We start from the raw sequence: 23,181 nt of genomic DNA on the forward strand, positions 1-23,181 counted from the left end.
CGATTGAATTGGCTCATCCAGCTCATTTGGCTAGCGCATGCCCACTCTTATCAGCTTTAAATACTTGCATGTAATGGAGGAAGTATTCATCGAGCTGTTTTGATTGAGCGAACTGGCCAGCTTCTTGAAGCAGTAGGCTGCCCACTTCACAGGTACACAAATGTCCTAAGTCTTGATTACGCCTTAACTGATACTCGGAAGGCTGCTCAGTGTGTAACTTAACGCTGGGTAATGCTTGTAACCACGGGCTTTTATTGAGCATTTTTTTCGCCTCTTGCCATGTGCCATCTAAGATAATAAATAGCGGGTGACGCGTATTCTGTGTCTCTGAATGATGCATGGCTTCCGCAATAGAGAGGCTATCTTCACTCGGATAAACCACATAAGCCTGAGTGTTTGGCTGGGCAATTTTATCCAGCAGCGCTTGTGGTGGTGCCGTTCGCTGCCACTCATATACGCGACATTCTGTCAGTGTCTGGGTTAACAACTTTCCAGTATTGGTATCGCGAGTCAGTTCATTACTGTTAGTCAGTAAGGCTATTTCCACTTTGCTATCAATGCAGGGGATATGGTCGCAAATACACTGGAACTGAAAGCCACATTGAGGACAAGGCGTTGCATGAGACATTTACAGGCGCACTCCGCTTTGGCGTGGTGAAACACCATCGCTAAATAATGCGACTTGGCTGTTGTCTTGTTGTTGTGCCAGCGGCGCGACGCTTGGATTGAGCGGATAGCTGACTCCATCGTACGATAGCTTGTGTTGAGCTGGTACAGCGCCACCACCGCTGATATTGAATAGTAGATCTTGCCAGCCATGTTGTTGCTTATTCCCGAGGGTAATGCTGCCTTTTACTTGGGTAATTCGGCTATTGAACCGCCATTGGTTTTGATGGTTTTCAAATATCAGCAGTGTACAACCGCCGGTTCCGCACCAGTCTAGTTGGGCAAGTAGCTCATCGTTTCCATCACCGTTTAAGTCATAGGTTAGCCAACGATATTGAGTATCGTCAGGCGAAGTCTGATGAATATCGAAGTAGTGGCGAATTGCGTCATCTACTTTCTGATCAAATTGATCACTAGAAGCGACTTGCTGAGCGGTTAATTTAACGTTGTGAGTAGTGGGCTCTCGCTGGGAGTGGTTTGCTTGGTCGTTTTTTGCTTTGAATAATGTCAGGCCACCATTAGCAATTGGGTAGACGACATTCCCCACTTTCTCTTTATCAGCGGTTAGTTGATAACCGTCACGAGTAAAAATACGCTCCGACACTAAGTATTGTTGCTGGTGGCGGGTCATCACGACTTGTATTTGATCGTTATTCAGTTGCTGCCAAAAGCCTTTCTCAACGGTAGGCAAGTCTTCACTTTGGTAGCGGTAAGTGGTGGTCGCGCTGTGGTCTGCATTAAGTGATAGCTCGACGGAGAATCCTACATTTTCAGTCGATTGGGCAAAGTACAGCCCTGACCACTCTATGGTTGGGTCTTGGTTGGCGAGTGTTGCACAGCCTTGGTACTCAGCTTCGCCTTGAGTAAAGTGTGCTTGCCAACCATACAGAGAATCACTCATGTTGTCGCTGCAAGCTTGTTGCTCAAGTTTGAGTTCGCCATCACTGAACTGGTAGCTACGTTCACTACTACTAGTTTGGCTTTTCTCTATGCTGAAGAGGCGTTTATCTTCGCCCATTTTCGAGAACTCAACTTGGTCTTTTTGAAAACTGGCTGACCAAAACGGTTCGGTGCCAAAAGCACGAGTCGAGCGGACAGGTTGAGCGCAGCGATTCGGGTTTTCTGCTGTCAGTAGGTTGACCTGTTTAACAATAAATCGCGCGGCGTAATCGGCGTTGTAACCCGTTTGGCTTGGCTCTGCTAAGTAACCAATGAACTCACCATACATAGGTTCATAAGGCTTGCGTGATAACTGCAGTGCTTGTTGAGTGATCTCTGAAGGCATATCGAGCCAGAATTGTTGTTGGCTACCGCACGGTGTGAAAGTTCGCGTCTCGTGTCCTACAACAGCTTGCCCACGAACAACGAAAGTCTGGGGTTGGATGCTTTTTGGCTGATCTAGGCTTGCGACCGGTGTTGCATCTTGTTGGGGTGGTAACGATTCGGTATTGGTACAGCCTTGTAGAGCGAGAAGTGCCAGCCAAGTGACTGGGTTTTTAAGTGCCTTCATGCTATATCTTCCTCGGAGACAACGTAATTTGGATTTATTATGGCATATTGGTTATTTAAAACTGAACCTGACACTTTCTCAATTAACACACTGCGGACACAAAACACCTCTTGTTGGGAGGGAGTACGCAACTATCAAGCTAGAAACATGATGCGTGATGAAGTGAAAGTTGGGGATTTAGTGATGATTTATCACTCTTCATGCAAGAAGGTTGGTGTCGCTGGGATTGCTAAAGTGACTCGAGAAGCGTACCCCGACCATTTTCAGTTTGACCCTGAAAGTGACTATTTCGACCCTAAAGCGGATCCGGATAATCCGCGTTGGATCATGGTGGATGTCGAGTTTGTGCGGAAGACTGAGCGTATTATTCCGTTAGCGACCATGAAGGCCATGCCCGAATTGGAAAACATGCCGTTGGTGAAACGCGGTAATCGGTTGTCGATCATGCCAGTTTCAGAGCTGGAGTGGGAAGCGATCTTAAGGAAAGAAAAACTATAGGGTTTCCATATAATGTCATCAGGCATCAAGTTAGCCTGATGACGTATTACATGTAGGTTAGAGTAGGTGCTGTTGTAAGTAGTGAGCTACAGCGTCATCGGCGTTACTGCCGATAACTTCATTGTTTGGCAGCGCCTTCATGACTTTTTCATGAGAAGTGCCCATGACTAACCCTTTGCCAGCCATTTCCAGCATTTCTACATCGTTCATCCCATCGCCAAACGCGATGCAGTTTTCTAATGTTAGCCCTTCAGCTTGCGCGACGGCTTGGAGTGCGTCGCCTTTAGACACTTCAGCGGCCATCACTTCCAGGCACCACGGCGTTGAGAAAGCGACATTCAACTTGTCACCAAACTTCTCATTCAATTTGTCTTCAAACTGAACCAAATGCTCATGGTCCATGTTGGGGTGCGTGAAGAAGATCTTAGCAATGCCTTCGGTCGGAGCTTGGTCGATGTTGAATACGTTGTAGGTGAAGCCAGACTCTTTGTGGAAATCTTTCAGCACTTTGTCTTCTTTATCTAGCAGCCATAAATCATCTTGGTACAGGTGCACAAAAATTTCGGGATCTTGCTTAAGTACATCGATGACGTCTTGGACCAGCGTTGAAGGTACATTTTTTGCGTACATTAACTTGTCGTTTTGATCATGCACACGAGCCCCATTAGAGGTGATCATGTAAGCCGGGATACCAGTCAACTCACGGATGCCAGCGACGTCTACATGGTGGCGACCAGTAGCAAAGATAAATGTAAAACCTTGTTGATGAAGCTCAGTCAGAGTCTGTCTGGTAAATGCACTGAGCTGGTGGTTTGGCGCCAGTAGCGTACCGTCAAGATCGGATGCGACAATTTTAATAGTATCTTTGTTTAATGCTGATTTGGTCATGTAGCCCTCATTGCGTGATGTCTAAACGTTGCCTCAAATGGACGAACAAATTGTATGCGAAATCGTGTGAGTAAAAGAGGGTAAAGCTACTCTAGTTTTTTTCCTCTTTATCGAAGAAGTGGAAAATAGCGTCTAGGCTTTGGTTCCTGTATTGGTCTTTTTCGAATAACACTTCATGTTGAGCGCCTTCAACGCTTTCAAACAAACAGTGTGGATTGGTTTTCGCAAGTTTCTTAATAAAACGGACTTGCGCTTGATTGCTTACAATCCGATCTCCACCCGCTTGAACGAGTAATAAGGGAATTTTGATTTGGCGAGTCAGCAAGATGCATTGCTTAGCCGCGATAAGCCCTTGCCATACCCATTGTGTACTGGCTCCACCAACTTTGAGCTTAGGGCTGTCTTCGTAGAGCTTTCTGAACCATTCATAACGTACTTGGCTTTGGCTCAGTGGGTTATCTTCAAATGGCTTCGGGAAATAGGCTTGCTGTCCGGGCGCATACGTTGGTTTTGGATAAATCGCAGTCAGAATTTGACTAAGTACAGGCGCGATGGGCTCTAGGTACCATTCGACATTCACCCCGTACATAGGCGCACTGAGTGCGACTTTCTTGAACGGATGCTCAGGGTGAGTTTGTAAATAGCGAGTCGCGATGGTGCCGCCCATTGAATGAGCAAGCAGGAAACAAGGCTTTGAAGCCGAGAATTGAAAATGTTTTACCATTTGCGCCATGTCCTGAACGTAATCATCAAATTCGTTCACATGGCCGATATCGGAGTCCTTGACCAGGCGCTCAGACATTCCCTGACCTTGGTGATCATAGGAATACACGTCGTACCCTTGTTGATACAGGTCGTAGAATAACTCTTGGTATTTCCAGCAAGATTCAATGCGACCGTTGACCACCATGACTGACTTAGTATGGCTTGGATGGGTGAGCTTACACCAGAATAACTTCTTTTTACCGGATGATGTAATATACCCTTCATCTCTCTGTTGCCAGAGCTCGGCAATTGAGTGCTTTATCGCTTGCTCGAAATTGGGCTCTTGCGTATAAGTGAGATTGATGGAGCTAGAATTAGCCATGTTTGGACTACCTAAAAGTACGAAACTGGTTAGAGCTTAAAACCGATTAATGATCGTTAGATTAAAGAACTAGCAAGGAATTGCAATGGATACTCATGTTTGGTTAGCGTATGTCGTGACTGCGATTGTATTTAGTTTGGCGCCGGGATCGGGCACAGTGAATTCGATCAGTAATGGTTTGAGTTATGGAACTCGAAAGTCGTTAGCGTCGATAGCAGGGCTGCAAATTGGTCTTATTTTTCATATCGCATTAGTTGGCGCCGGGATAGGGGCGTTAGTTGCTCAATCAGCGCTCGCGTTTACCATCATAAAATGGGTAGGTGTGGTTTACCTGGTTTGGCTAGGCATTCAGAAGTGGCGCGATCGCTCGAGTTTAGTTGCTCAGCAAAGCGGAGAAGGACTATCGAGTTGGTCGTTAATGCGCAATGCAGTGCTTATAAATTTAACGAATCCTAAGTCAATTGTCTTTTTGGTGGCCTTGTTCCCACAGTTTTTAGATCCAACGCAGCCACAATTGCCACAACTTTTGGTTCTGGGGATTACCACAGTCATTATTGATGGTATCGTTATGTTAGGGTACACCTCATTGGCTTCGCAAATGGGTCGTTATATTCGCTCAGACAAAGTCATGGGTAAAATTAATAAAGTATTTGGTGGAATGTTCATGGGGTGTGGTGCCTTATTGGCAGCAGCCAAAGCTTAATAAAAAATATAATTTATAAAATAGAGTCCTGCATTCATGACTACCACATACGTTGCTCGTCAACCTATCTTCAACCGGAAAAAGCACACCTTGGGCTATGAATTGCTTTTCCGGGATGGGGAGAGCAATGCCTATCCAGCACACATCGATTCCAATCGAGCAACGTACCGGCTTATTGTTGAAAATTTTTTGGCGATCGGAACTAACCCTTCGATCCCATCTTCTCGCTGTTTTATTAACTTTCCTTACCCAAGTCTTATTCGCCGCTTACCGTTAAGCTTGCCAAAAGATAAAGTGGTGGTGGAAGTGTTGGAAACGTGTCAGCCAACTGATGAACTGTTGGAAGCGGTGCGAGACCTTTACCAGCAAGGCTACATGATCGCATTAGACGATTTTACCTTTACCCCGGAATGGGAACGATTCCTTCAGTACGTGCATATTGTAAAGCTGGATATCATGCAAATGGGTTTAGAGCCCGCTTGCGAGTTGGTGAAGCGGCACCAAGGTAAGAAATACCAGTTTTTAGCTGAACGCGTCGAAACAGAAGCAGAGTTCGAGCAGGCTAAGGAAGCGGGTTTTAAGTTCTTCCAAGGGTACTTTTTTAGCAAACCTGAAATCGTCAAAACCAAATACATCAGCCCAGAACAAGTCATCGCCATGGAGCTCTTTCAAGAGGTTTGTAAGCCCGATGTCGATTTTAAGCGTATTGAAGATGTGGTCGCGAAAGATGTCGCGCTGTCTTATAAGCTGCTGCGTTTTGTGAATAGCATGTCTCCACGGTTAGAAGTGACCATCTCGTCTTTTCGTCAAGCCTTAGTGTATCTAGGGCAAGACAAGCTCAAAATGTTTGTGTCATTGGCGGTGGCATCGTATGTCTCCGATAAAAAGCCGAAAGAGCTATATAACTTATCGTTGCAGCGAGCTCAGTTTTGCCAATTAATGTCGCGCTACCATCCTTTTAAAAGTCATTCAGAACAAGCGTTTATGATTGGTTTGTTCTCTATTTTGGATGCTTTACTCGATCTTTCACTCGACTCTCTAGTTGAACAATTGCCTTTGTCTAAGATGATCAAAGTCGCGTTGCTCCGTCGTGAAGGGCCATATGGAATCCTGCTGGCATTAGAAGAAAGTTTTGAACTCGCCGACTGGCAGGGGATCGAGACTCGCTGTCATCAATTGGGTTTACGAGTTGAAGATGTGCGTTACGAATTGATTGAAGCGCAACGCTGGAGCCAAAGCATGGGCAGCGCTCCATAAATCATTTATGAAAGTTTTATGACAGATGAAGCACACGTATTGACGTGTGCTTTTTTTATTTTAGCATATACGCATATCCATATATGAGTATGTTAAATGCTACCACATCAATTTTTTAAATTACTTTCCGATGAAACGCGAGTGCGATGCGTCATGTTGATCGTGCGTCAAGAATGTTTGTCCGTGGGAGAACTCACGCAAGCGTTGCAAGAAAGTCAGCCAAAAATATCACGTCACTTAGCCCAATTGCGAGCTGCTGGCATTGTGGTGGATGTTCGACAAGGTCAGTGGGTGTTTTATCGCTTAGCTGATGATCTTCCAGGTTGGATGAATAAATTAATTGACGATTTAGTGGCATCCAATTGTTTGAAAACGGAATACCTAGCAGACATGGAACGATTGGCCGAAATGACCAACCGACCTGTGTGTTGCCAATAACTAATTAGAGATTGAATTATGACAGTAAAAGTAGGCATTAACGGATTTGGTCGTATTGGACGTTTAGCATTACGTGCAGCCTTTGATTGGCCAGAGCTAGAATTTGTACTCATCAATGATGTGGCAGGCAATACAGAGACATTGGCCCACCTACTGGAGTTCGATTCTGTACAAGGGACGTGGAAACACGGTGTATCCCATGACGGTAGCGACATCATCATTGGTGAGCAGCGCATTAACACTACGCAAGAGCGAGACATCGATGCGGTTGATTGGTCTGAATGTGATGTGGTGATTGAAGCGACAGGCGTACATCGTAAGAGCGAGTTTCTCAATAAATACCTAGAGCAAGGCGTGAAACGTGTTGTGGTATCTGCTCCGGTGAAAGAAGAAGGGATCGCAAACATCGTTGTTGGTGTTAACGACAATATCTTTGACCCGGCAATCCATAAAATTGTCACCGCGGCGTCTTGCACCACAAACTGTATTGCCCCGGTTGTAAAAGTTATTCATGAGAAGCTAGGAATTGAGCAATCTTCTTTTACTACAATTCACGATTTGACCAACACTCAAACGATTTTAGATGCGCCTCATAAAGATTTACGTCGTGCGCGTGCATGCGGCATGAGCTTAATCCCGACGACAACCGGTTCAGCAAAAGCCATCGTTGAAATCTTTCCTGAGTTAAAAGACAAGATTAATGGTCACGCGGTTCGTGTTCCATTAGCGAACGCTTCGCTGACCGACATCATCTTTGATGTGAAGCGTGATACCACAGCAGAAGAAGTGAATGCACTACTAAAAGAAGCATCAGAAAACGAACTGCAAGGGATTCTTGGCTTTGAAGCGCGTCCATTGGTGTCGATTGATTATCGTGGCGATCAGCGTTCGACAATTGTCGATGCGCAATCGACGATGGTTGTTGGCTCTCGCATGGTGAAGATCTACGCTTGGTACGATAATGAAATGGGTTATGCCACTCGTACTGCCGAGCTTGTACGTACTGTTGGATTAGCTTAAGGATAATACGATGACACAGACTCTTACTCACCCAACATGGCAACTGGATTTGGATGCTGGCGCATTAGTGTTAACGCCATGCCCTGGCACTAAAGAAGCGGATTTGGATGCATCTTTGGCTCAGCTTAAAGCGCAAGGCGTAGAAGCGATTGTGACTGCGCTAGACGATACGGAACTAGCAAGTAAATCCGTGTCTGCATTGGGCGAAAAAACTCAAGCTCTCGGTATGCAATGGTTCCAGATTGAGATTGAAGACGACCGCGCTCCGGGGAGCGACTTTGCTGGGAAATGGCAAGCCGCGAGCTCTGCACTACATGCAGTAGTGGATAACGGCGGTAAAGTCGCGATGCATTGTATGGGCGGTTCTGGCCGTACAGGGTTACTCGCCGCGCACCTTCTCCTTGAAAAAAATTGGCCATTGGAAAAAATCGTAAAAGACGTCCAAGCACTTCGTCCTGGCGCGTTTACCAAATCGGTTCAAGTTGAATACATTCAGCAAGTGGCTCAGTCGTAAAACTGGCCGATGTTGAGTAAAAGAGCTTTTGGAACCCTATAGACCAAAAGCTCTTTTTGTTTCAATCGTAGAGTAATGATTATGTTTTCTAACTTAAGTAAAAGTGTTCGCCAATACATGTTGGTGACATTCAATTATTGGAACTTCACCATCACAGACGGTGCGCTTCGAATGCTGGTGGTGTTGTATTTTCATGATCTTGGCTACAGCACACTAGAGATCGCGTCTCTATTTTTGTTCTACGAATTCTTTGGGGTCGTGACCAACCTTATTGGAGGCTGGCTGGGAGCTCGCCTAGGGTTGAACAAAACAATGAACCTTGGTTTAGGGATGCAAATCATCGCGCTTAGTATGTTAGCTGTACCGGGTGCAATGTTAACCATTCCTTGGGTAATGGCTGCGCAAGCTTTGTCTGGCATTGCTAAAGACCTCAATAAAATGAGCGCCAAAAGTTCAATCAAAACTCTAGTCCCTGATGAACAACAAGGCGCGTTGTATAAATGGATCGCGATTCTTACAGGATCTAAAAATGCACTGAAAGGGGCGGGTTTCTTTATTGGTGGCTTACTGTTGTCAACGATAGGGTTTAAGTTTGCAGTATTAGCGATGGCAGCAGTGCTTACGCTGGTCTTCATTGGCAGTGTCTTGAGCCTTGAAGCGGATATGGGCAAAGCGAAAACTAAGCCGAAGTTTAAACATATCTTTTCGAAATCTGAGTCGATCAATATTTTGTCGGCAGCGCGTATGTTTTTGTTTGGTGCTCGTGACGTGTGGTTTGTAATTGCGTTACCTATTTACCTTGGCAGTGTTTTCGGCTGGGAGCATGCATGGGTTGGCGGATTTTTGGCAGCGTGGACGATCGCGTATGGCTTTGTTCAAGGGATTGCGCCCAAAATTACTGGTAAGGCTCAGGGGAAAGTGCCGGATGGTCATGCCGCTTTGGTGTGGGCGGGAGCATTGGCTATTGTGACAGCCGGAATCGCATATGCAGTGCAAATTGGTTGGCAGCCTGAGATTGTCATCATCGGCGGGTTAATGGTGTTTGGGGCTATTTTCGCGGTCAACTCATCCCTACATTCTTATTTGATTGTTAGTTATGCCAAGGGTGATGGCGTGTCTCTGGACGTTGGCTTCTACTATATGGCGAACGCCATGGGTCGTTTGATAGGGACGATTTTGTCTGGGTGGATATTCCAAGTCGCGGGACTCGCCGCTTGCTTGTGGGTGTCGTTTGCTTTCTTGGCTTTGACAACCGTCATTTCACTGAAGTTACCTAAGGTGCCTCAAGCGACGACCGCATAAGTTTTTTGAAGTATGTTTAGCTTTGACACTAAGCTGACTTGGTATTAATACCGGTCAGCTTTTTTGTTGCTATAGTGTGAAGATTAGAAATTAATCAGGTGGTTACATGAAGCAACGGGTATTATTTTTCGATCTAGCAAGGTGTGTTGCTGCGGTTGCCGTGATTGCCATTCATGTATTAGCGCCTTATCGCCATGAGCTGAACTCGATCCCTTTTGACCAGTGGTTTACGGCCGTTGGTATCAATAGCATCAGCCGTTGGGCGGTACCTGTCTTTATATTGATCACTGGTGCTCTGATGCTTAGCGATCAACGGCCATTTGATGCTAAATACTATGTAAAACGTCGCTTAGGTAAAGTGTTAGTGCCGTTTGTGGTGTGGTCTTTGTTTTATACCTACCTTTCAGGCTGGTCTTTGTCTGGATTCAACGGTGAAACAAGCTGGCAAGTCTTGCTGGAAAGCTATCATCAATACACTTACTACCACCTTGGCTTTTTCTATTATTTCATCCCGTTGTATTTCGTTATTCCTTTTCTTCAAATCATGGTCAGAAAAACGGGTGATGGCGGAGTCTATGCGTTTACCTGTATTTGGTTATTCACCACACTCTTGTTCCTGTTAGGTATTGATGGTCCGTGGAGCCATGAATTGTGGCTATACACCGGTTATTTACCCCTGGGCTACATCTTGTATAAGAAAGTCCCACTGAATAAGCTCGCGTTGACAGTGAGTGTTTTACTTGGTGTTACGGCATTAGCTACCACGGTTTACATGGTTGTGGAAGCTAGCGTCACGGCTGAACAGTACACGGTAGGTCGTTGGCTATCTTACAAGACATTGAATACAGTAGTGGCCGCGAGCATGATTTTCATGGTGTGCCGATATTATGGAGAGAGTCTTTCCCAGCAAGCAAATAAGGTGATCGGCTTCATTAGTCAGCACAGTTTGGGCATTTATTTGCTGCATCCGATTTTCTTATGGCCAATGAAAGAGTTTGGTTGGCATCAAGGTCACCCTGCTTGGGTGATCCCACTGTGGATAGTGATCAGTGGGAGTGGCGCATTGTGGATGAGTTGGATGTTGTCTAAATCAGAAAAAACGCGTTGGTTGTTACCGTAGGGAAGAGAAGCGACGTTTATCGCTTCAAAGCAAAGTGCAGAAATTTGTCGCCTTGGTAAGTGAGTGTCCCTTTGTCGCCAGGATTGAGTGCATGAAAGTAGTGAATGCCGACTTGGAATTCACGTTTAGGGCCAATACGTCCACGTTGAACGTAAATCCAATACTCTTGGTCTTCTTGACCAGGTTGAGCGTCGGGTAGGTCGATCGACTGTTTATCAAGGACAGTTACATCCACTTTTTGTTCAGGTGCGTTCTCGCCTTGCATGTGCTTACGGTAAAAGCCAATAAAGACCCAGCCGGCCACTAAAGTGAGGACCAGAATTGCGAAAAATAATGAGCTAGGCATACAACCTCCAAAGATGAACTCTTGGTATTCTAATGTGACACGCTGCCAAGCATTGTGTTGAAAAGCCGTTATTCGTGAAGTTAATGGTGAGCGTTTGATTTTTTTCGACTTACTTCACGTTTATCAAGCGCTTAGTATGGTGTGGTGAAACAAATTATCTTGTGAACACTCAAATCAAGAATGCGAAATAGAAGAATAGGGTAAAGCTCTACTAAAATAATTAGGCATAGTAGGAGGGCTGCGATGTCAGATATTGAAAAGGTCGTGACAAGAACGCGACGAATAGAAAAGTTATTGAGGCTGCAATATCACGCCGAAGGGAAAGGTTTACATCAACTGATCACCAGTTGTGAAGAACGCCTGCCACATGATGTGATTGCTAAGCTTCGTTACATCGCGACCATTCGCAATAAAATTGTTCACGAAGAAGATTACCAGTTAGAAGATCAGAAAGAGTTTCTATTGGTGTGTGATGATTGTGAAAAAGAGCTCACTCCAAGAAGCGGGCGCTTTATATGGCGAGCTGCCATTCTTCTAATGACTGTGATTACCTTAGCAGCAGCGGGGTTTTACTATGCATATTGGGATGTATTAACCAAACACATATCGATTCCATAACTATTTGTAATCGGACACTAAAAAGGGACGCTAATGCGTCCCTTTTTATTTATAAATTCAAACTTGCTTAGTACATCATCGGCAGTGTCATTAGGCCAACAACTACTGCGATCATTACAAGTCCTTGTTTTTGCGAGGAAGAAATCATAACACTGCTCCTTAAATTGGTTGATGCTCTCTATGTGATTAAGAATAGCACTACTTATTGGCTTAGATCAAGAATTACTTTTGAAGTGCTTAAAACTGACAGTAAACTTTCATGATTATGGGTTTTTGTTTGGACTTTATTGCTTTTTTTGATGTGCGGTAATAATGTTCGTTGTGCTTTTGTTTTGCTCTCTGCGATGTTTAAGTAATTGTTTTTGTGTGTTTTTATGGTGTAATTGATATTGTTAATAGATGTTAAAATGTATTAATAGCTACTATTGTTTAGTTATATGGTGTGGGTGTTCTTTTTTTTGTTTTGATGATCCCCATTACATCTATTTGATAGTTATTCTCACTTATGAGCTGGTGTATCTTTAGCGGAATCATATTAAGTTCAGCAGTGGCCAGTTTGATGATCTCATATTGAAATTTGAAAGCTAAACGCGATATTGTTTTATTAAGTTATTGTTTTATATCTATTTTGTGTTTTTATTTGTCCGTGTGAACTTTAGTTTATGTCATTGGCTTTAGAACTATTGGCACATGAAAGTGGTGATTTTATATAGCTAAGCATGGCAACCGTTTGCTTTTGGGGTTTACAGAGACAGAAGTCCGTGTGGTGGGCTTGAATTGTAATGGCGCGAATAAGTTGCACCTAAATCGGCCAAAGTGAGTGTTTTTGATGGAATCGTAATCAAGATCGAACTTTCCATTATTGCTGCTTTACATCATCGTGAGTCGGCCTAGACTGGCGGCGATTTGTCGTAATAAGGTGTGTGTATGTGGAGTTGGGTGGCTGTTTCATTATCTGGTATCGGTGCGATATCAGGAACGAAGCATGGACATAAAACACAGTCTCTTCTCTACAAGGTTTTCACTTTTGCGCTTCTTGCAGCCATTATTCTGACTCAAGCTCCGAATCAAGAACTCAGCTATTGGGTTGCTGGTGGCTTGTTTATTTCAGCTATTGCCGATTCCCTTCATACTTTATCCAAAAAACGTTCACTCTATTTCACGTGTTTCTTACTGGCTCAGTTACTGTACAGCAAAGCATTTTGGCTACAGCTATCCGGGGAACTTGTATGGTGGTTATTTGCGTTGTTGCTTGCCGCTAGTGTCGTTGCCTTCTTTTTGTTGTTACCGCAACTCGATAAGGTTGTTTTCCCAGTTGTAATCATGGGGATTATGCTTATCCAACTGACATGGGCGGCGGGAGAAGTGTGGTTGGTTGAACCGACACTGAGCAGTGCAGTGGGTCTAACGGGCTGTATTGTACTATCGCTATCTGCACTGGCGAGCGCACTAAACAGTTATCGGAAACCGATTCAACGTGCTTACATGTGGGTGACGGGCAGCTACTTTGTGGCGCATGCGCTGATTGTTGCCTCGGTAGTGATTTGATTAAAATCTGCTTTGCATCAAAACCTTTCTTTTTGAAGTCGCTATTCTCCCTATTTCTAACTTTATTGGGAGATGTTTATGACAACCGAAATTCATGCGCATAATGTTCTTAACTTATTAAGCGAAAAGCCAATGACTCGTCATGAGTTAGAATCTGAGCTAGCAAACGAATACGGTGCTGACGCGCGATTTCATACCTGTAAGCTGAACAACTTAGATTTAGACTCGCTATTAACGTTTTTCTTCAAAATGGAGAAAGTGGTTCAGGATGGCGAAAAAATCATGACCAACAGAGCACGCGTTTGTAGCCACTAAATTTTTAAGAAACGTTTGTCTTAATTCGAAAAGCGAGAATGAGGCTGCTATACTCCGCGCATTCAAGCTTTTCGAGACCTCTTCATGGAAATTTTATCCGCAGCGACCATGCTGTTTCTTATCATGGATCCACTTGGTAACTTGCCAATTGTACTTTCCATTCTTAAACATATAGATCCTAAACGTCGTCGAATTGTCCTAATTCGTGAGCTGATTTTTGCTCTGATCATTCTGCTATTGTTCTTGTTTGCAGGGCAAAGCATTCTGAACTTCCTACATGTTCAGCCAGAAACGCTCAGTATTTCTGGTGGTATTATCCTGTTCATCATTGCGATTAAGATGATTTTCCCAAGCGCAGGCAGTATTACTGGATTAGCTGCGGGCGAGGAACCTTTTATTGTTCCAATGGCGATCCCAATGATTGCGGGTCCTTCGGTGATTGCAGCGTTGATACTACTCTCGACACAAAACCCAGATAACATGGTGGAACTGTCGCTTTCGGTATTGCTGGCATGGGGCGTGACCTTCTTCATCTTAATGTTTAATGGTTTCTTCCTAAGAATCCTTGGAGAGCGCGGCCTGAAAGCCATTGAACGTTTGATGGGCTTGTTGCTGGTGATGCTGTCGACGCAGATGTTCCTAGATGGCGTGAAAGGTTACTTAGCGTAATTGCATACCATGCTGCAATAAAAAGGCCGCTCATCTGAGCGGCCTTTTTAGTAGTTATCGTTTACTACATCATGTATTTACGGCGAATATCGAGAAGAGCGAAAATGCCAAAAATTAAGATCGACCACTTTTCCCAGCGGGTCATTGAAATCTTATCGCCAAATGCACCGATGAAAATTAGCATTTGAATACCGTGCATGAACAGCAAGAACGCTGTCATGATGTAAAGTGCAACCGCCGCGTTTCCTGGGAACGGATGGAAAATATTCACGATCAACACAAACCACACAAAGGCAATCGACGCCTTTGCTAGCATCAGCATTATTTTCATTCAGTAGTCCTTTCAAATAGTCGGTAGCTCGATTGACCTGTTGTTTTGTCTCGGTACAAATCCCAGTTTTCTGGCATACCTTCAAGCTGTAGTTCTTTTTCGGTTTCAATATAGATAATAGCGTTTTCCGCTAGCCAGCCATTATTTTCAAGTAGAACGACGGTCTCTGCAAGCAAGCCTTTACGAAATGGTGGGTCAATGAACACCACGTCAAACGGTGTGCCGGGTTGACGCAAATACGATAGTGCATCGGTATTGACGACCTTAATGTTGTCCGCTTTTAGCTCTTTGGCATTCGCTTCTAATTGCTTAGCCGCTTTTTGGTTCATTTCTAACAAAGTCACCATCTGTGCTTGGCGCGATGCTGCTTCAAATCCAAGCCCGCCAGAGCCTGAAAATACGTCTAAGCAAGTGGAGTTTGGGATATCTTGAGCTAACCAGTTAAATAAGGTTTCTTTTACTCTATCTATTGTAGGGCGTAGACCTTCTAGATCATGTACAGGCAGTTTTCTGCCTCTCCATGAGCCACTAATGATTCGAACAAAGCCACCGGATGGCTTTTTTTGTGATGTGTTTTGCTGGCGACGTCTTACCATAGATTTTTTGACCGCTAATAAAGTGATACTATACCGAGCCCAATTTAATTTGGTTCGAGTATTAAATAAATTTGCAATGACAAAGTGTAGCAAGCTAAACGTAAAGTTTTCACTGCTTTGTCATTTTTCTTTGCTATTCGCTTTATGCTACCAGTAAAGAGTGGAATTGCATTGAGTCGATACAGTTAATAAGTAGATTTAGGAAACCCCTCTGATGGCGGAAAAAAAGAAGCGCGGATTATTATCGTGGCTTGGCTTTGGTGAAGAAGAACAAAGCACACAAACTCAGAATGAAGCAAAGCAAGAGCAGCAACCTGAAGTAGAACAAGAGATCATTGAATCTGATGTTCAAGCTGAGTCAGAAGTGGTTGAACAGGCAGAGGAAATCGAACAGCCTGTACTAGCAGAAGCAGAAGCAGAAGCAGAAGCAGAACAAGTTGCACAAATCGAAGAACCAGCCGTAGAAGAAGTCCAAGAAAAGCCGACTGAAAGCTTCTTTACTCGCTTGAAGCGCAGCTTAAGCCGCACGAAAGCCAATATCGGTGCTGGTTTCTTTGGTTTATTCAAAGGAAAAAAAATCGATGATGACCTGTTCGAAGAGTTAGAAGAACAGTTATTGATTGCCGATGTGGGTATGAATACCACAGTGAAAATCATCGAAAACCTAACCGACAAAGCATCACGCCAAGATCTGAAAGATGGTGAAGCACTTTACGGCTTACTAAAAGAAGAAATGGCGGAAATTTTAAGCCAAGTTGAGCAACCGTTAGAAGTCGACACCACAAAAACGCCTTATGTCATTTTGATGGTAGGTGTAAATGGTGTGGGTAAAACCACTACTATCGGTAAACTTGCGAAACAATTCCAAGGGCAAGGTAAGAAAGTCATGCTAGCGGCAGGCGATACTTTCCGTGCTGCAGCTGTTGAGCAGCTTCAAGTTTGGGGTAAGCGCAATGATGTTCCGGTTATTGCTCAGCACACAGGTGCGGATAGTGCGTCAGTGATTTACGATGCAATTGAAGCGGCGAAAGCGCGTGGTGTCGATGTGGTGATTGCCGATACTGCTGGTCGCTTGCAGAACAAGAGCAACTTGATGGAAGAGCTTCGTAAGATCGTTCGCGTAATGAAGAAGATCGACGATTCAGCGCCACACGAAATTATGCTGACTTTGGATGCAGGCACTGGCCAAAATGCCATTAGCCAAGCCAAATTGTTTAGTGAAGTTGCTCCGGTAACTGGTATTACTTTAACGAAGCTGGATGGTACTGCGAAAGGTGGTGTGATCTTCTCGATTGCCGATCAGTTCCAAATCCCAATTCGCTTCATTGGTGTGGGTGAAGGTATTGACGATCTACGCCCATTTGAATCGCAAGATTTCATCGAAGCATTGTTTAGCCGCGAAGAGTAACGATATCTGAGAGATATCGACTGTGAATTAGCGTGATAAAAGTTATCGGTAAGAGGATTTTTCGGTGATTAAATTTCAGCAAGTCAGCAAAGCCTATCGAGGTGGACGCCAGGCATTACAAAAAGTGGACTTTCATCTCCGTCGTGGAGAGATGGCTTTTTTAGGCGGACATTCAGGCGCAGGGAAAAGTACCTTGTTGAAATTGATCTGTGCGATTGAACGCCCAACGGACGGGAAAATCCGCTTCAACGATCACGATATCACGCGTATTCCAGCGAAAGACATTCCGTTTCTGCGACGTAACATCGGTATTGTCTTTCAAGATCATCGTTTACTCATGGACCGTTCGATATTCGACAATGTTGCGCTGCCTATGCGTATAGAATCGATTTCTGAAAATGAAATCAAACGACGCGTGAGCGCGGCACTCGATAAAACCGGTTTATTAGATAAAGCCCGTTGCTTGCCAAGCCAATTATCTGGTGGTGAACAGCAACGTGTTGGGATTGCCCGAGCTGTGGTTAATCGACCAACGCTGTTATTGGCTGATGAGCCAACCGGTAACTTAGACCCTGAGTTATCTAACCGCGTGCTTCGCTTATTTGAAGAATTTAATCGTGCTGGCGTAACTATCTTATTAGCAACGCATGATTTGGGGTTAGTGAATACTCGCCCACAATATCGTCATTTAGAGCTCAACCAAGGCTTTTTAAGTGAGGTTGAAGATTATGGCCGTTAATAAACGCAATAAAAAAGTGAAGCAAGCGCGCGATACCAAGCGACCAAATACGGATGGCTTCTTCACTGTTCATCTTAAGCAAGCCAAAGCATCTTTTGCTGAATTGTGGCTGCGCCCACTGGGCAATATTTTAACGCTCGCCGTTATTTCGATGGCACTAGCGATGCCAGCCAGCCTTTATCTGTTAGGCAAGAACATTACTGAGATTGCTCAGGATGTGGCGAGCCCATCTCAAATTAGCGCTTATGTAAAAGAAAGTACCCCCGACTCACGTGTAATGGTATTGAAAGACCAGATTGAGAGTTGGGAGCAAGTAGCGGTTGTAGAATACATTTCACCGCAACAGGGTTTGGAAGATCTAAGCCAGTATTCTGGGTTTGACCAAGCTCTATCGCTGCTTGATGACTATGCATTACCGGGCGTTCTGATTATTACGCCAAGTATCGAAGATAACCAGCTAATCAAAAATATCGCTGCGGATATAAAGAAAGAAGAAGAAGTGACCGATGTTCGCCTGGATGAAGATTGGTTAGCGCGACTCGATGCGATTAAAGCCCTAGCCAGCGTGATCGTGATTACACTGACTTTACTCATGCTAGGTGCGGTTTTCTTGATTATCGGCAACACGTTGAGGTTTAACGTGCTCGCGCATAAAGACGAAATCCAAACCATGAAACTGATTGGTGCAACGGACAGCTATATTCTTCGTCCTTATTTGTACTCAGGTATGTGGTTTGGTGTTATTGGTGGTATCAGTGCTTGGGTACTGACGGCGCTGATTACGGTTTTGCTTAACAGCGCGGTAGAAGATTTGGCTCAGCTGTATGACAGCCATTTTCGCCTAATTGGCTTAAGTTGGGATGAGTCGTTACTGCTTTTGATCCTTGGTACTTTACTGGGAAGTGTTGCGGCTCGCTTGTCGGCACAGCGTCATTTAAAAGAAATTGAACCTGTTTAGTTGAATGCGGTCATATTTACGGCACAAATAGACAGATGTAATCCAGTCTTTACCTTGTATAGACGAAATGATTATGCATAATTACTTCCCCCTTCTTGAAACTTGTTCATTTTAGGTTCAAGATTGACGGGTTTTAATACAAGTATTACTCCAGATCAGAGATTGATGAGGAAATGAATGGCAAACCAAGCGTATCAAATGGCTTTAGTCACACAAGATAGTTTAGACAGCTATATCCGCTCAGCGAACAGCTACCCAATGCTGACGCCTGAAGAGGAACGTGGGCTAGCAGAGCGATTACACTACAAAGGTGAGATCGATGCAGCGAAAGGCTTGATCCTTTCACACCTTCGATTCGTTGTTCATGTAGCAAGAGGTTACTCTGGCTACGGCTTACCAATGGCAGATTTAGTTCAGGAAGGTAATATCGGCCTGATGAAAGCTGTGAAACGTTTTAACCCTGAAGTGGGCGTAAGGCTAGTGTCTTTCGCAGTACACTGGATTAAAGCTGAGATTCACGAGTACGTACTGCGTAACTGGCGCATCGTTAAGATCGCGACAACGAAAGCACAGCGCAAACTTTTCTTTAACCTACGTAAGTCTAAAAAGCGTTTAGGTTGGTTTAATAACGGTGAAGTTGAAACTGTAGCTCGTGAGTTGGGGGTTGAACCTTCAGAAGTACGAGAAATGGAATCGCGTTTAGCGGCACAAGATGCGACGTTCGAAGCACCTATGGACGATGATGAGTCTGGTTCAGCGTATACCGCTCCTGTTTACTACTTAGAAGACAAAGCATCTGATGTAGCTGAAACAGTCGAAGCGTCTAACTGGGAGTCTCATACTAACAACCGTTTAGGGTTAGCATTGAAGAGCCTAGATGAACGTAGCCAGCACATTGTTCGCTCTCGTTGGTTAGATGACCAAAAAGCGACGCTGCAAGAGCTAGCGGAGACATACGGCATTTCTGCTGAGCGTGTTCGACAGTTAGAAAAGAATGCTATGAAAAAGCTCAAAGCAGCGGTAGGTGAGTTCTAACACTCCTTAAAATTGAATTAGAATTGGAAAAGCCGAGATCGAGAGATCTCGGCTTTTTTTATTTGGATCGAAAACAACCGAAAAGCGATCGCAAAATAACACGTTTCCCTGTGGGTAACTCTGTGAGGTATTTATTCACCAGTTGTCTAAAAGCAGGGTGCAGCAAGGCTATCAGAGCTTTTTTACTATGGGGATACTTTTCCATTAACCCACAGTTAGATCAGGATCATTACTATATGTAGTGGATCAATAATTCATAAAGCACTTTATTCACGCAATCCACAAACTTATCCACAAATGGTGCAAAAGTGATCGCTGGTGGATAACCTTAGTAACTGGATGTGATTGTTGGTCTTGGGATAGGTTACAATGGCAGCAAATGACAATAGCGATAAAATGAGAAAGTAATGGACCAGTTTAAACACATTGATGTTCAAGGTGCTCAAGCCTTAATCGAACAAAAAAATGCGAGATTAGTCGATATCCGTGACCCGCAGTCATTTGCGGTCGCGCATCCAGAGTCGGCGTATCACCTAACGAATGACACTATGGTGTCCTTTATGGATGAAGTTGAATTTGAACAGCCAGTATTGGTGATGTGTTACCATGGCATCAGTAGCCAAGGTGCGGCACAATATTTGGTGAATCAAGGTTTTGAAGAAGTATACAGTGTCGATGGCGGCTTCGAAGCATGGCATCGCGCTTCGTTACCGGTTATTACTGGATAGGAAAGATTATGATTCGGCTGATTTCGTTAGACAACCCGAGGCTAGGGCAAGCATTCATCGATTACATGGCGTCACGTCAGATCAATGTTCAGATGACACCTGAAGGTGCTGGGCAGTTTGCTTTGTGGTTAACGGACAGCCAGAATCAAGTCGATGTAGAAGCGGAGCTGAAACGTTTCTTAGCTGAGCCGTTACACCCACGATACCAAGCTGCGTCTTGGGAGATGGCGGAAACGCGCCAAAACCACTTTAGTTATCAGACTCCAAGCTTTTTATCGATGCTGAAAGCCAAAGCTGGCCCTGTGACGTTAGGGTTAATGCTGATATGTGTGGTGATCTTTCTGTTACAACAAGTTGGATTCGGGCAAGCGATTTTCGCTGCATTACATTTTCCTGCTGTAGATGGTCAACAGTGGCAATTATGGCGTTGGCTCAGCCATGCCGTGTTGCATTTTTCTGCTATGCACATTGCCTTCAATATTCTGTGGTGGTGGCAATTGGGCGGTGATATTGAAAAGCGCTTAGGTGGGGTCAAGTTACTGCAAATCTTCGTCGTATCTTCAGCTTTATCTGGTGCTGGTCAGTATTGGATTGAAGGGGCGAACTTTGGTGGCTTGTCTGGTGTGGTATACGCCTTAGTTGGCTATTTGTGGGTCATTGGCAGCAAATCGCCTCAGTTAGGATTGTCGATCCAAAAGCCTATCGTTGGCTTTATGTTAGTGTGGCTCGTATTAGGTTACGTTCAGCCCTTTATGGCGATCGCTAACACCGCGCATTTGGCTGGGTTGGTGTCAGGTGTGGCATTAGCGCTGCTGGATTCAGCTAAGTTCAACTCGCGTTCATAAACTGGATAGTGGCAAATCAAGATTGAAAAAAGCGGCCAAGTGGACCGCTTTTTTATTAGGAATTTTGTACTGCTTTATTGATAAAGGTATTTGGTAAACAGTAAATCAGCAATGATGGTTTTACCGGTTTCTGGTAGCAGGATTTGATTCAAATGATCGACCAAGGTTTTGCGTAAATCTTCACGTCCAGAAAGTGACTTGATGGTGTCTTCATTCTGTTTTCCTAAGAGTTCGATAACCGCATCACGAATCAGTGGTTGGTGTAGTTCAATGACCGCTAAATCCACACTATTAGCAACCATGATATCGATACGCACCTGAATGTAGCCGAGCTTTTTCCCTTTCGTGAAAAAGTTAGTTGTCAGATCTGGCTCTAGAGTAAAGTAAGCCAACTGAGGGGCTGCGTTTTCTTCTTCAGCAAAACTTGGTAGCGAAAAAAGAAGGCTAATCGCTAGAAATACTTGGGCTACATAACGTTTGTGCATATTTTTGACTTTTCTTTAGTTTAATCGCGATATTCGAAACGCGTTTGTCTTGATACAATGAACGGTCTAAATCTAATTACAGATATAACATGACTTGCGGTTAAGTAGGACCGAAAGTTGAAGCTTTATTGTACGTGTAAAGCCACTTATTGAATACTAGTATGAATCAGTCAATATCGCTTTATCTTAATTCATTAATGAATGTAGATTGGCAAAACACCGAAAATTTTACCTTTCCAAGTGAGTCTGCGAAGCAGTGGCTATTGGAGCAAGGTTCTTTGTCTCGTCGTCTAGGTGAATGCTGCCAACACTTATCTGTTGAGCTGTTACATAATCAGACTGTAGAACAAGAAAGCCTGAAAAACGATGAGAAAGCGTTACTTTCCTCATTTGATTGCTTATTACGTGAAGTTGTTCTCCAAGGAGATAACCAACCGTGGGTAGTCGGGCGTACTTTGATCCCACGTGAAACGCTACAAGACCAACACTATGATTTGTCTCAGCAAGGTGAGATCCCGCTTGGGCTGACCGTCTTTAGTGCAAACAATGTAAAGCGCGATGCATTGCAAGTGGGCTGGGCGGAAACCGAGCATGGTTTGTTGCTGGCTCGTCGTTCTCGTTTATGGATGAATCACAAGCCGATGCTGGTCGCTGAACTGTTTTTATCTACATCGCCAATTTACTCTAAGGAGAGAGTGTAAATGTCTGCGGCTAAAGCAAAAGCTTATTGGCAACTCATGCGGATGGACCGCCCAATTGGGACACTGTTATTATTGTGGCCAACATTATGGGCATTGGTCGTGGCTGCTGAAGGAATGCCGGATCTTAATGTTCTCGTTGTCTTTATTTTGGGTGTGATTTTGATGCGTGCCGCGGGCTGCGTCATTAACGATTTTGCCGATAGAAAGGTTGATGGACATGTAAAGCGAACCAAACAACGTCCTCTTCCATCTGGTGCCGTGACGAGCAAAGAAGCGATTGTGCTGTTTTTGGTATTGGGTGTGGTGTCGTTCCTGTTGGTTCTTACCATGAACCCCTTAACGATTAAGCTGTCTTTCGCTGGAATGGCGTTAGCGTTTATTTACCCTTTCATGAAGCGCTTTACTCATCTTCCTCAGTTGTTCTTAGGGCTAGCGTTTAGCTGGGCGATTCCTATGGCTTGGGCCGCTCAGACTAATGAGCTTCCGACTATCGTATGGTTTATCTTTGCGATTAATGCTCTGTGGACGGTTGCTTACGATACTCAGTATGCAATGGTCGATCGTGATGATGATTTAAAAATCGGCATTAAGTCGACTGCGATTCTATTTGGTCGTTTTGATAAATTGATTATTGGTGTGCTGCAGTTAATCACCTTAGCGATGCTAATTGTACTCGGGATGGAGTATCAGCTTGGCGATAGCTTTTATTGGGGCTTACTCATCGTAGGTAGTTTGTTTGTTTACCAGCAGCATCTGATTCGCCACCGAGATAGAGACTTATGTTTCCAAGCCTTCCTTAACAATAATTATGTTGGAATGGCGATTACCGCAGGCTTACTTGTCGCATTCTGGTAAC

Annotated in this window: 28 protein-coding genes; 20 read left to right on the forward strand and 8 right to left on the reverse strand. The window is 44.3% G+C overall.

Annotated elements, in window-relative coordinates; genetic code table 11:
- Positions 1-22 precede the first annotated feature (22 nt).
- Positions 23-628, reverse strand: a complete 606-nt coding sequence (locus ELZ11_RS23025) for a tRNA-uridine aminocarboxypropyltransferase (RefSeq protein ID WP_137359723.1) — start codon at positions 626-628, stop codon at positions 23-25.
- Positions 629-2,176 (reverse strand): COG3650 family protein, encoded by a 1,548-nt coding sequence (locus ELZ11_RS23030; RefSeq protein WP_137359724.1) that lies wholly within the window; start codon positions 2,174-2,176, stop codon positions 629-631.
- Positions 2,177-2,215: 39 nt separating this feature from the next.
- On the opposite strand from ELZ11_RS23030, the gene ELZ11_RS23035 reads away from it, so the two are divergent.
- Positions 2,216-2,674: an EVE domain-containing protein gene (locus ELZ11_RS23035; RefSeq protein WP_137359725.1), complete on the forward strand. Its 459-nt coding sequence runs from the start codon at positions 2,216-2,218 to the stop codon at positions 2,672-2,674.
- A 57-nt stretch (positions 2,675-2,731) separates the two neighbouring features.
- Here ELZ11_RS23035 and ELZ11_RS23040 read toward each other — a convergent pair whose 3' ends face one another.
- Both ELZ11_RS23040 and ELZ11_RS23045 read right to left on the reverse strand, forming a co-directional pair.
- Positions 2,732-3,562, reverse strand: a complete 831-nt coding sequence (locus ELZ11_RS23040; protein WP_137359726.1) for a Cof-type HAD-IIB family hydrolase — start codon at positions 3,560-3,562, stop codon at positions 2,732-2,734.
- A gap of 91 nt (positions 3,563-3,653) precedes the next feature.
- A complete protein-coding gene (locus ELZ11_RS23045) occupies positions 3,654-4,649 on the reverse strand; it encodes an alpha/beta fold hydrolase (RefSeq protein ID WP_137359727.1) in 996 nt (331 codons plus the stop codon).
- Positions 4,650-4,734: 85 nt separating this feature from the next.
- On the opposite strand from ELZ11_RS23045, the gene rhtB reads away from it, so the two are divergent.
- From rhtB to ELZ11_RS23080, 7 genes are all read left to right on the forward strand, one after another.
- Positions 4,735-5,352, forward strand: a complete 618-nt coding sequence (gene rhtB, locus ELZ11_RS23050; RefSeq protein WP_137359728.1) for a homoserine/homoserine lactone efflux protein — start codon at positions 4,735-4,737, stop codon at positions 5,350-5,352.
- A 36-nt stretch (positions 5,353-5,388) separates the two neighbouring features.
- On the forward strand, positions 5,389-6,609 hold the full coding sequence (locus tag ELZ11_RS23055) for an EAL and HDOD domain-containing protein (protein WP_137359729.1): 1,221 nt from the start codon (positions 5,389-5,391) through the stop codon (positions 6,607-6,609).
- 96 nt (positions 6,610-6,705) lie between these two features.
- Positions 6,706-7,047, forward strand: coding sequence for a metalloregulator ArsR/SmtB family transcription factor (locus ELZ11_RS23060; RefSeq protein WP_137359730.1), 342 nt, complete (start codon positions 6,706-6,708; stop codon positions 7,045-7,047).
- Between the two features lie 18 nt (positions 7,048-7,065).
- The gene (locus ELZ11_RS23065; RefSeq protein ID WP_137359731.1) at positions 7,066-8,067 is read left to right on the forward strand and encodes an ArsJ-associated glyceraldehyde-3-phosphate dehydrogenase; all 1,002 of its coding nucleotides are present in this window, start codon (positions 7,066-7,068) and stop codon (positions 8,065-8,067) included.
- Between the two features lie 10 nt (positions 8,068-8,077).
- Positions 8,078-8,581 (forward strand): cyclin-dependent kinase inhibitor 3 family protein, encoded by a 504-nt coding sequence (locus ELZ11_RS23070; protein ID WP_137359732.1) that lies wholly within the window; start codon positions 8,078-8,080, stop codon positions 8,579-8,581.
- Positions 8,582-8,662: 81 nt separating this feature from the next.
- Positions 8,663-9,883, forward strand: a complete 1,221-nt coding sequence (gene arsJ, locus ELZ11_RS23075; protein ID WP_137359733.1) for an organoarsenical effux MFS transporter ArsJ — start codon at positions 8,663-8,665, stop codon at positions 9,881-9,883.
- A gap of 106 nt (positions 9,884-9,989) precedes the next feature.
- The gene (locus tag ELZ11_RS23080; protein WP_137359734.1) at positions 9,990-11,003 is read left to right on the forward strand and encodes an acyltransferase; all 1,014 of its coding nucleotides are present in this window, start codon (positions 9,990-9,992) and stop codon (positions 11,001-11,003) included.
- A 16-nt stretch (positions 11,004-11,019) separates the two neighbouring features.
- Here the strand turns inward: ELZ11_RS23080 and ELZ11_RS23085 are convergent, their stop codons facing one another.
- Entirely contained in the window at positions 11,020-11,349 is a 330-nt protein-coding gene (locus tag ELZ11_RS23085; protein ID WP_137359735.1) for a DUF2500 domain-containing protein, read from the reverse strand.
- Positions 11,350-11,592: 243 nt separating this feature from the next.
- On the opposite strand from ELZ11_RS23085, the gene ELZ11_RS23090 reads away from it, so the two are divergent.
- From ELZ11_RS23090 to ELZ11_RS23110, 4 genes are all read left to right on the forward strand, one after another.
- Positions 11,593-11,967, forward strand: a complete 375-nt coding sequence (locus ELZ11_RS23090) for a DUF4145 domain-containing protein (RefSeq protein ID WP_137359736.1) — start codon at positions 11,593-11,595, stop codon at positions 11,965-11,967.
- 927 nt (positions 11,968-12,894) lie between these two features.
- Positions 12,895-13,515, forward strand: a complete 621-nt coding sequence (locus tag ELZ11_RS23100) for a lysoplasmalogenase (protein WP_137359737.1) — start codon at positions 12,895-12,897, stop codon at positions 13,513-13,515.
- A 78-nt stretch (positions 13,516-13,593) separates the two neighbouring features.
- The gene (locus ELZ11_RS23105; RefSeq protein ID WP_137359738.1) at positions 13,594-13,830 is read left to right on the forward strand and encodes a YecH family metal-binding protein; all 237 of its coding nucleotides are present in this window, start codon (positions 13,594-13,596) and stop codon (positions 13,828-13,830) included.
- Between the two features lie 84 nt (positions 13,831-13,914).
- A complete protein-coding gene (locus tag ELZ11_RS23110) occupies positions 13,915-14,499 on the forward strand; it encodes a YhgN family NAAT transporter (RefSeq protein ID WP_137359739.1) in 585 nt (194 codons plus the stop codon).
- Between the two features lie 64 nt (positions 14,500-14,563).
- On the opposite strand, the gene ELZ11_RS23115 is transcribed toward ELZ11_RS23110, so the two are convergent.
- Both ELZ11_RS23115 and rsmD read right to left on the reverse strand, forming a co-directional pair.
- Complete coding sequence (locus ELZ11_RS23115) at positions 14,564-14,830, reverse strand: DUF1145 domain-containing protein (RefSeq protein ID WP_137359740.1); 267 nt, start codon at positions 14,828-14,830, stop codon at positions 14,564-14,566.
- Entirely contained in the window at positions 14,827-15,426 is a 600-nt protein-coding gene (rsmD, locus tag ELZ11_RS23120; protein ID WP_137359741.1) for a 16S rRNA (guanine(966)-N(2))-methyltransferase RsmD, read from the reverse strand. The genes ELZ11_RS23115 and rsmD overlap by 4 nt, the downstream gene beginning before the upstream one ends.
- 214 nt (positions 15,427-15,640) lie before the next feature.
- On the opposite strand from rsmD, the gene ftsY reads away from it, so the two are divergent.
- From ftsY to glpG, 6 genes are all read left to right on the forward strand, one after another.
- Complete coding sequence (ftsY, locus tag ELZ11_RS23125; protein WP_137359742.1) at positions 15,641-16,834, forward strand: signal recognition particle-docking protein FtsY; 1,194 nt, start codon at positions 15,641-15,643, stop codon at positions 16,832-16,834.
- A gap of 64 nt (positions 16,835-16,898) precedes the next feature.
- Positions 16,899-17,573, forward strand: a complete 675-nt coding sequence (gene ftsE, locus ELZ11_RS23130) for a cell division ATP-binding protein FtsE (RefSeq protein ID WP_137359743.1) — start codon at positions 16,899-16,901, stop codon at positions 17,571-17,573.
- Positions 17,563-18,531, forward strand: coding sequence for a permease-like cell division protein FtsX (ftsX, locus tag ELZ11_RS23135; protein ID WP_137359744.1), 969 nt, complete (start codon positions 17,563-17,565; stop codon positions 18,529-18,531). The genes ftsE and ftsX overlap by 11 nt, the downstream gene beginning before the upstream one ends.
- A gap of 177 nt (positions 18,532-18,708) precedes the next feature.
- On the forward strand, positions 18,709-19,566 hold the full coding sequence (gene rpoH / locus ELZ11_RS23140) for an RNA polymerase sigma factor RpoH (protein WP_137359745.1): 858 nt from the start codon (positions 18,709-18,711) through the stop codon (positions 19,564-19,566).
- A gap of 407 nt (positions 19,567-19,973) precedes the next feature.
- Positions 19,974-20,294, forward strand: a complete 321-nt coding sequence (gene glpE / locus ELZ11_RS23145) for a thiosulfate sulfurtransferase GlpE (RefSeq protein WP_137359746.1) — start codon at positions 19,974-19,976, stop codon at positions 20,292-20,294.
- An 8-nt stretch (positions 20,295-20,302) separates the two neighbouring features.
- A complete protein-coding gene (gene glpG / locus ELZ11_RS23150; protein WP_137359747.1) occupies positions 20,303-21,139 on the forward strand; it encodes a rhomboid family intramembrane serine protease GlpG in 837 nt (278 codons plus the stop codon).
- A gap of 74 nt (positions 21,140-21,213) precedes the next feature.
- Here the strand turns inward: glpG and ELZ11_RS23155 are convergent, their stop codons facing one another.
- Entirely contained in the window at positions 21,214-21,624 is a 411-nt protein-coding gene (locus ELZ11_RS23155) for a flagellar basal body-associated protein FliL (protein ID WP_137359748.1), read from the reverse strand.
- 161 nt (positions 21,625-21,785) lie between these two features.
- Between ELZ11_RS23155 and ELZ11_RS23160 the strand changes: the two genes are divergently transcribed.
- Both ELZ11_RS23160 and ubiA read left to right on the forward strand, forming a co-directional pair.
- On the forward strand, positions 21,786-22,325 hold the full coding sequence (locus ELZ11_RS23160; RefSeq protein WP_167494742.1) for a chorismate lyase: 540 nt from the start codon (positions 21,786-21,788) through the stop codon (positions 22,323-22,325).
- Positions 22,326-23,180: a 4-hydroxybenzoate octaprenyltransferase gene (gene ubiA / locus ELZ11_RS23165; protein WP_137359750.1), complete on the forward strand. Its 855-nt coding sequence runs from the start codon at positions 22,326-22,328 to the stop codon at positions 23,178-23,180. It begins immediately after the preceding gene.
- The last annotated feature ends 1 nt before the right edge of the window (position 23,181 follow it).

Source organism: Vibrio profundi (assembly GCF_005281835.1).
In the GTDB taxonomy this organism is placed as follows: domain Bacteria; phylum Pseudomonadota; class Gammaproteobacteria; order Enterobacterales; family Vibrionaceae; genus Vibrio; species Vibrio profundi.

What these genes read in the sequence shown, in the direction of transcription:
- ELZ11_RS23025 (WP_137359723.1), bottom strand. Translation starts at nt 628, where the DNA reads ATGTCTCATGCAACGCCTTGTCCTCAATGTGGCTTTCAGTTCCAGTGT.
- ELZ11_RS23030 (WP_137359724.1), bottom strand. Translation starts at nt 2,176, where the DNA reads ATGAAGGCACTTAAAAACCCAGTCACTTGGCTGGCACTTCTCGCTCTA.
- ELZ11_RS23035 (WP_137359725.1), top strand. Translation starts at nt 2,216, where the DNA reads ATGGCATATTGGTTATTTAAAACTGAACCTGACACTTTCTCAATTAAC.
- ELZ11_RS23040 (WP_137359726.1), bottom strand. Translation starts at nt 3,562, where the DNA reads ATGACCAAATCAGCATTAAACAAAGATACTATTAAAATTGTCGCATCC.
- ELZ11_RS23045 (WP_137359727.1), bottom strand. Translation starts at nt 4,649, where the DNA reads ATGGCTAATTCTAGCTCCATCAATCTCACTTATACGCAAGAGCCCAAT.
- rhtB (WP_137359728.1), top strand. Translation starts at nt 4,735, where the DNA reads ATGGATACTCATGTTTGGTTAGCGTATGTCGTGACTGCGATTGTATTT.
- ELZ11_RS23055 (WP_137359729.1), top strand. Translation starts at nt 5,389, where the DNA reads ATGACTACCACATACGTTGCTCGTCAACCTATCTTCAACCGGAAAAAG.
- ELZ11_RS23060 (WP_137359730.1), top strand. Translation starts at nt 6,706, where the DNA reads ATGCTACCACATCAATTTTTTAAATTACTTTCCGATGAAACGCGAGTG.
- ELZ11_RS23065 (WP_137359731.1), top strand. Translation starts at nt 7,066, where the DNA reads ATGACAGTAAAAGTAGGCATTAACGGATTTGGTCGTATTGGACGTTTA.
- ELZ11_RS23070 (WP_137359732.1), top strand. Translation starts at nt 8,078, where the DNA reads ATGACACAGACTCTTACTCACCCAACATGGCAACTGGATTTGGATGCT.
- arsJ (WP_137359733.1), top strand. Translation starts at nt 8,663, where the DNA reads ATGTTTTCTAACTTAAGTAAAAGTGTTCGCCAATACATGTTGGTGACA.
- ELZ11_RS23080 (WP_137359734.1), top strand. Translation starts at nt 9,990, where the DNA reads ATGAAGCAACGGGTATTATTTTTCGATCTAGCAAGGTGTGTTGCTGCG.
- ELZ11_RS23085 (WP_137359735.1), bottom strand. Translation starts at nt 11,349, where the DNA reads ATGCCTAGCTCATTATTTTTCGCAATTCTGGTCCTCACTTTAGTGGCC.
- ELZ11_RS23090 (WP_137359736.1), top strand. Translation starts at nt 11,593, where the DNA reads ATGTCAGATATTGAAAAGGTCGTGACAAGAACGCGACGAATAGAAAAG.
- ELZ11_RS23100 (WP_137359737.1), top strand. Translation starts at nt 12,895, where the DNA reads ATGTGGAGTTGGGTGGCTGTTTCATTATCTGGTATCGGTGCGATATCA.
- ELZ11_RS23105 (WP_137359738.1), top strand. Translation starts at nt 13,594, where the DNA reads ATGACAACCGAAATTCATGCGCATAATGTTCTTAACTTATTAAGCGAA.
- ELZ11_RS23110 (WP_137359739.1), top strand. Translation starts at nt 13,915, where the DNA reads ATGGAAATTTTATCCGCAGCGACCATGCTGTTTCTTATCATGGATCCA.
- ELZ11_RS23115 (WP_137359740.1), bottom strand. Translation starts at nt 14,830, where the DNA reads ATGAAAATAATGCTGATGCTAGCAAAGGCGTCGATTGCCTTTGTGTGG.
- rsmD (WP_137359741.1), bottom strand. Translation starts at nt 15,426, where the DNA reads ATGGTAAGACGTCGCCAGCAAAACACATCACAAAAAAAGCCATCCGGT.
- ftsY (WP_137359742.1), top strand. Translation starts at nt 15,641, where the DNA reads ATGGCGGAAAAAAAGAAGCGCGGATTATTATCGTGGCTTGGCTTTGGT.
- ftsX (WP_137359744.1), top strand. Translation starts at nt 17,563, where the DNA reads ATGGCCGTTAATAAACGCAATAAAAAAGTGAAGCAAGCGCGCGATACC.
- rpoH (WP_137359745.1), top strand. Translation starts at nt 18,709, where the DNA reads ATGGCAAACCAAGCGTATCAAATGGCTTTAGTCACACAAGATAGTTTA.
- glpE (WP_137359746.1), top strand. Translation starts at nt 19,974, where the DNA reads ATGGACCAGTTTAAACACATTGATGTTCAAGGTGCTCAAGCCTTAATC.
- glpG (WP_137359747.1), top strand. Translation starts at nt 20,303, where the DNA reads ATGATTCGGCTGATTTCGTTAGACAACCCGAGGCTAGGGCAAGCATTC.
- ELZ11_RS23155 (WP_137359748.1), bottom strand. Translation starts at nt 21,624, where the DNA reads ATGCACAAACGTTATGTAGCCCAAGTATTTCTAGCGATTAGCCTTCTT.
- ELZ11_RS23160 (WP_167494742.1), top strand. Translation starts at nt 21,786, where the DNA reads ATGAATCAGTCAATATCGCTTTATCTTAATTCATTAATGAATGTAGAT.
- ubiA (WP_137359750.1), top strand. Translation starts at nt 22,326, where the DNA reads ATGTCTGCGGCTAAAGCAAAAGCTTATTGGCAACTCATGCGGATGGAC.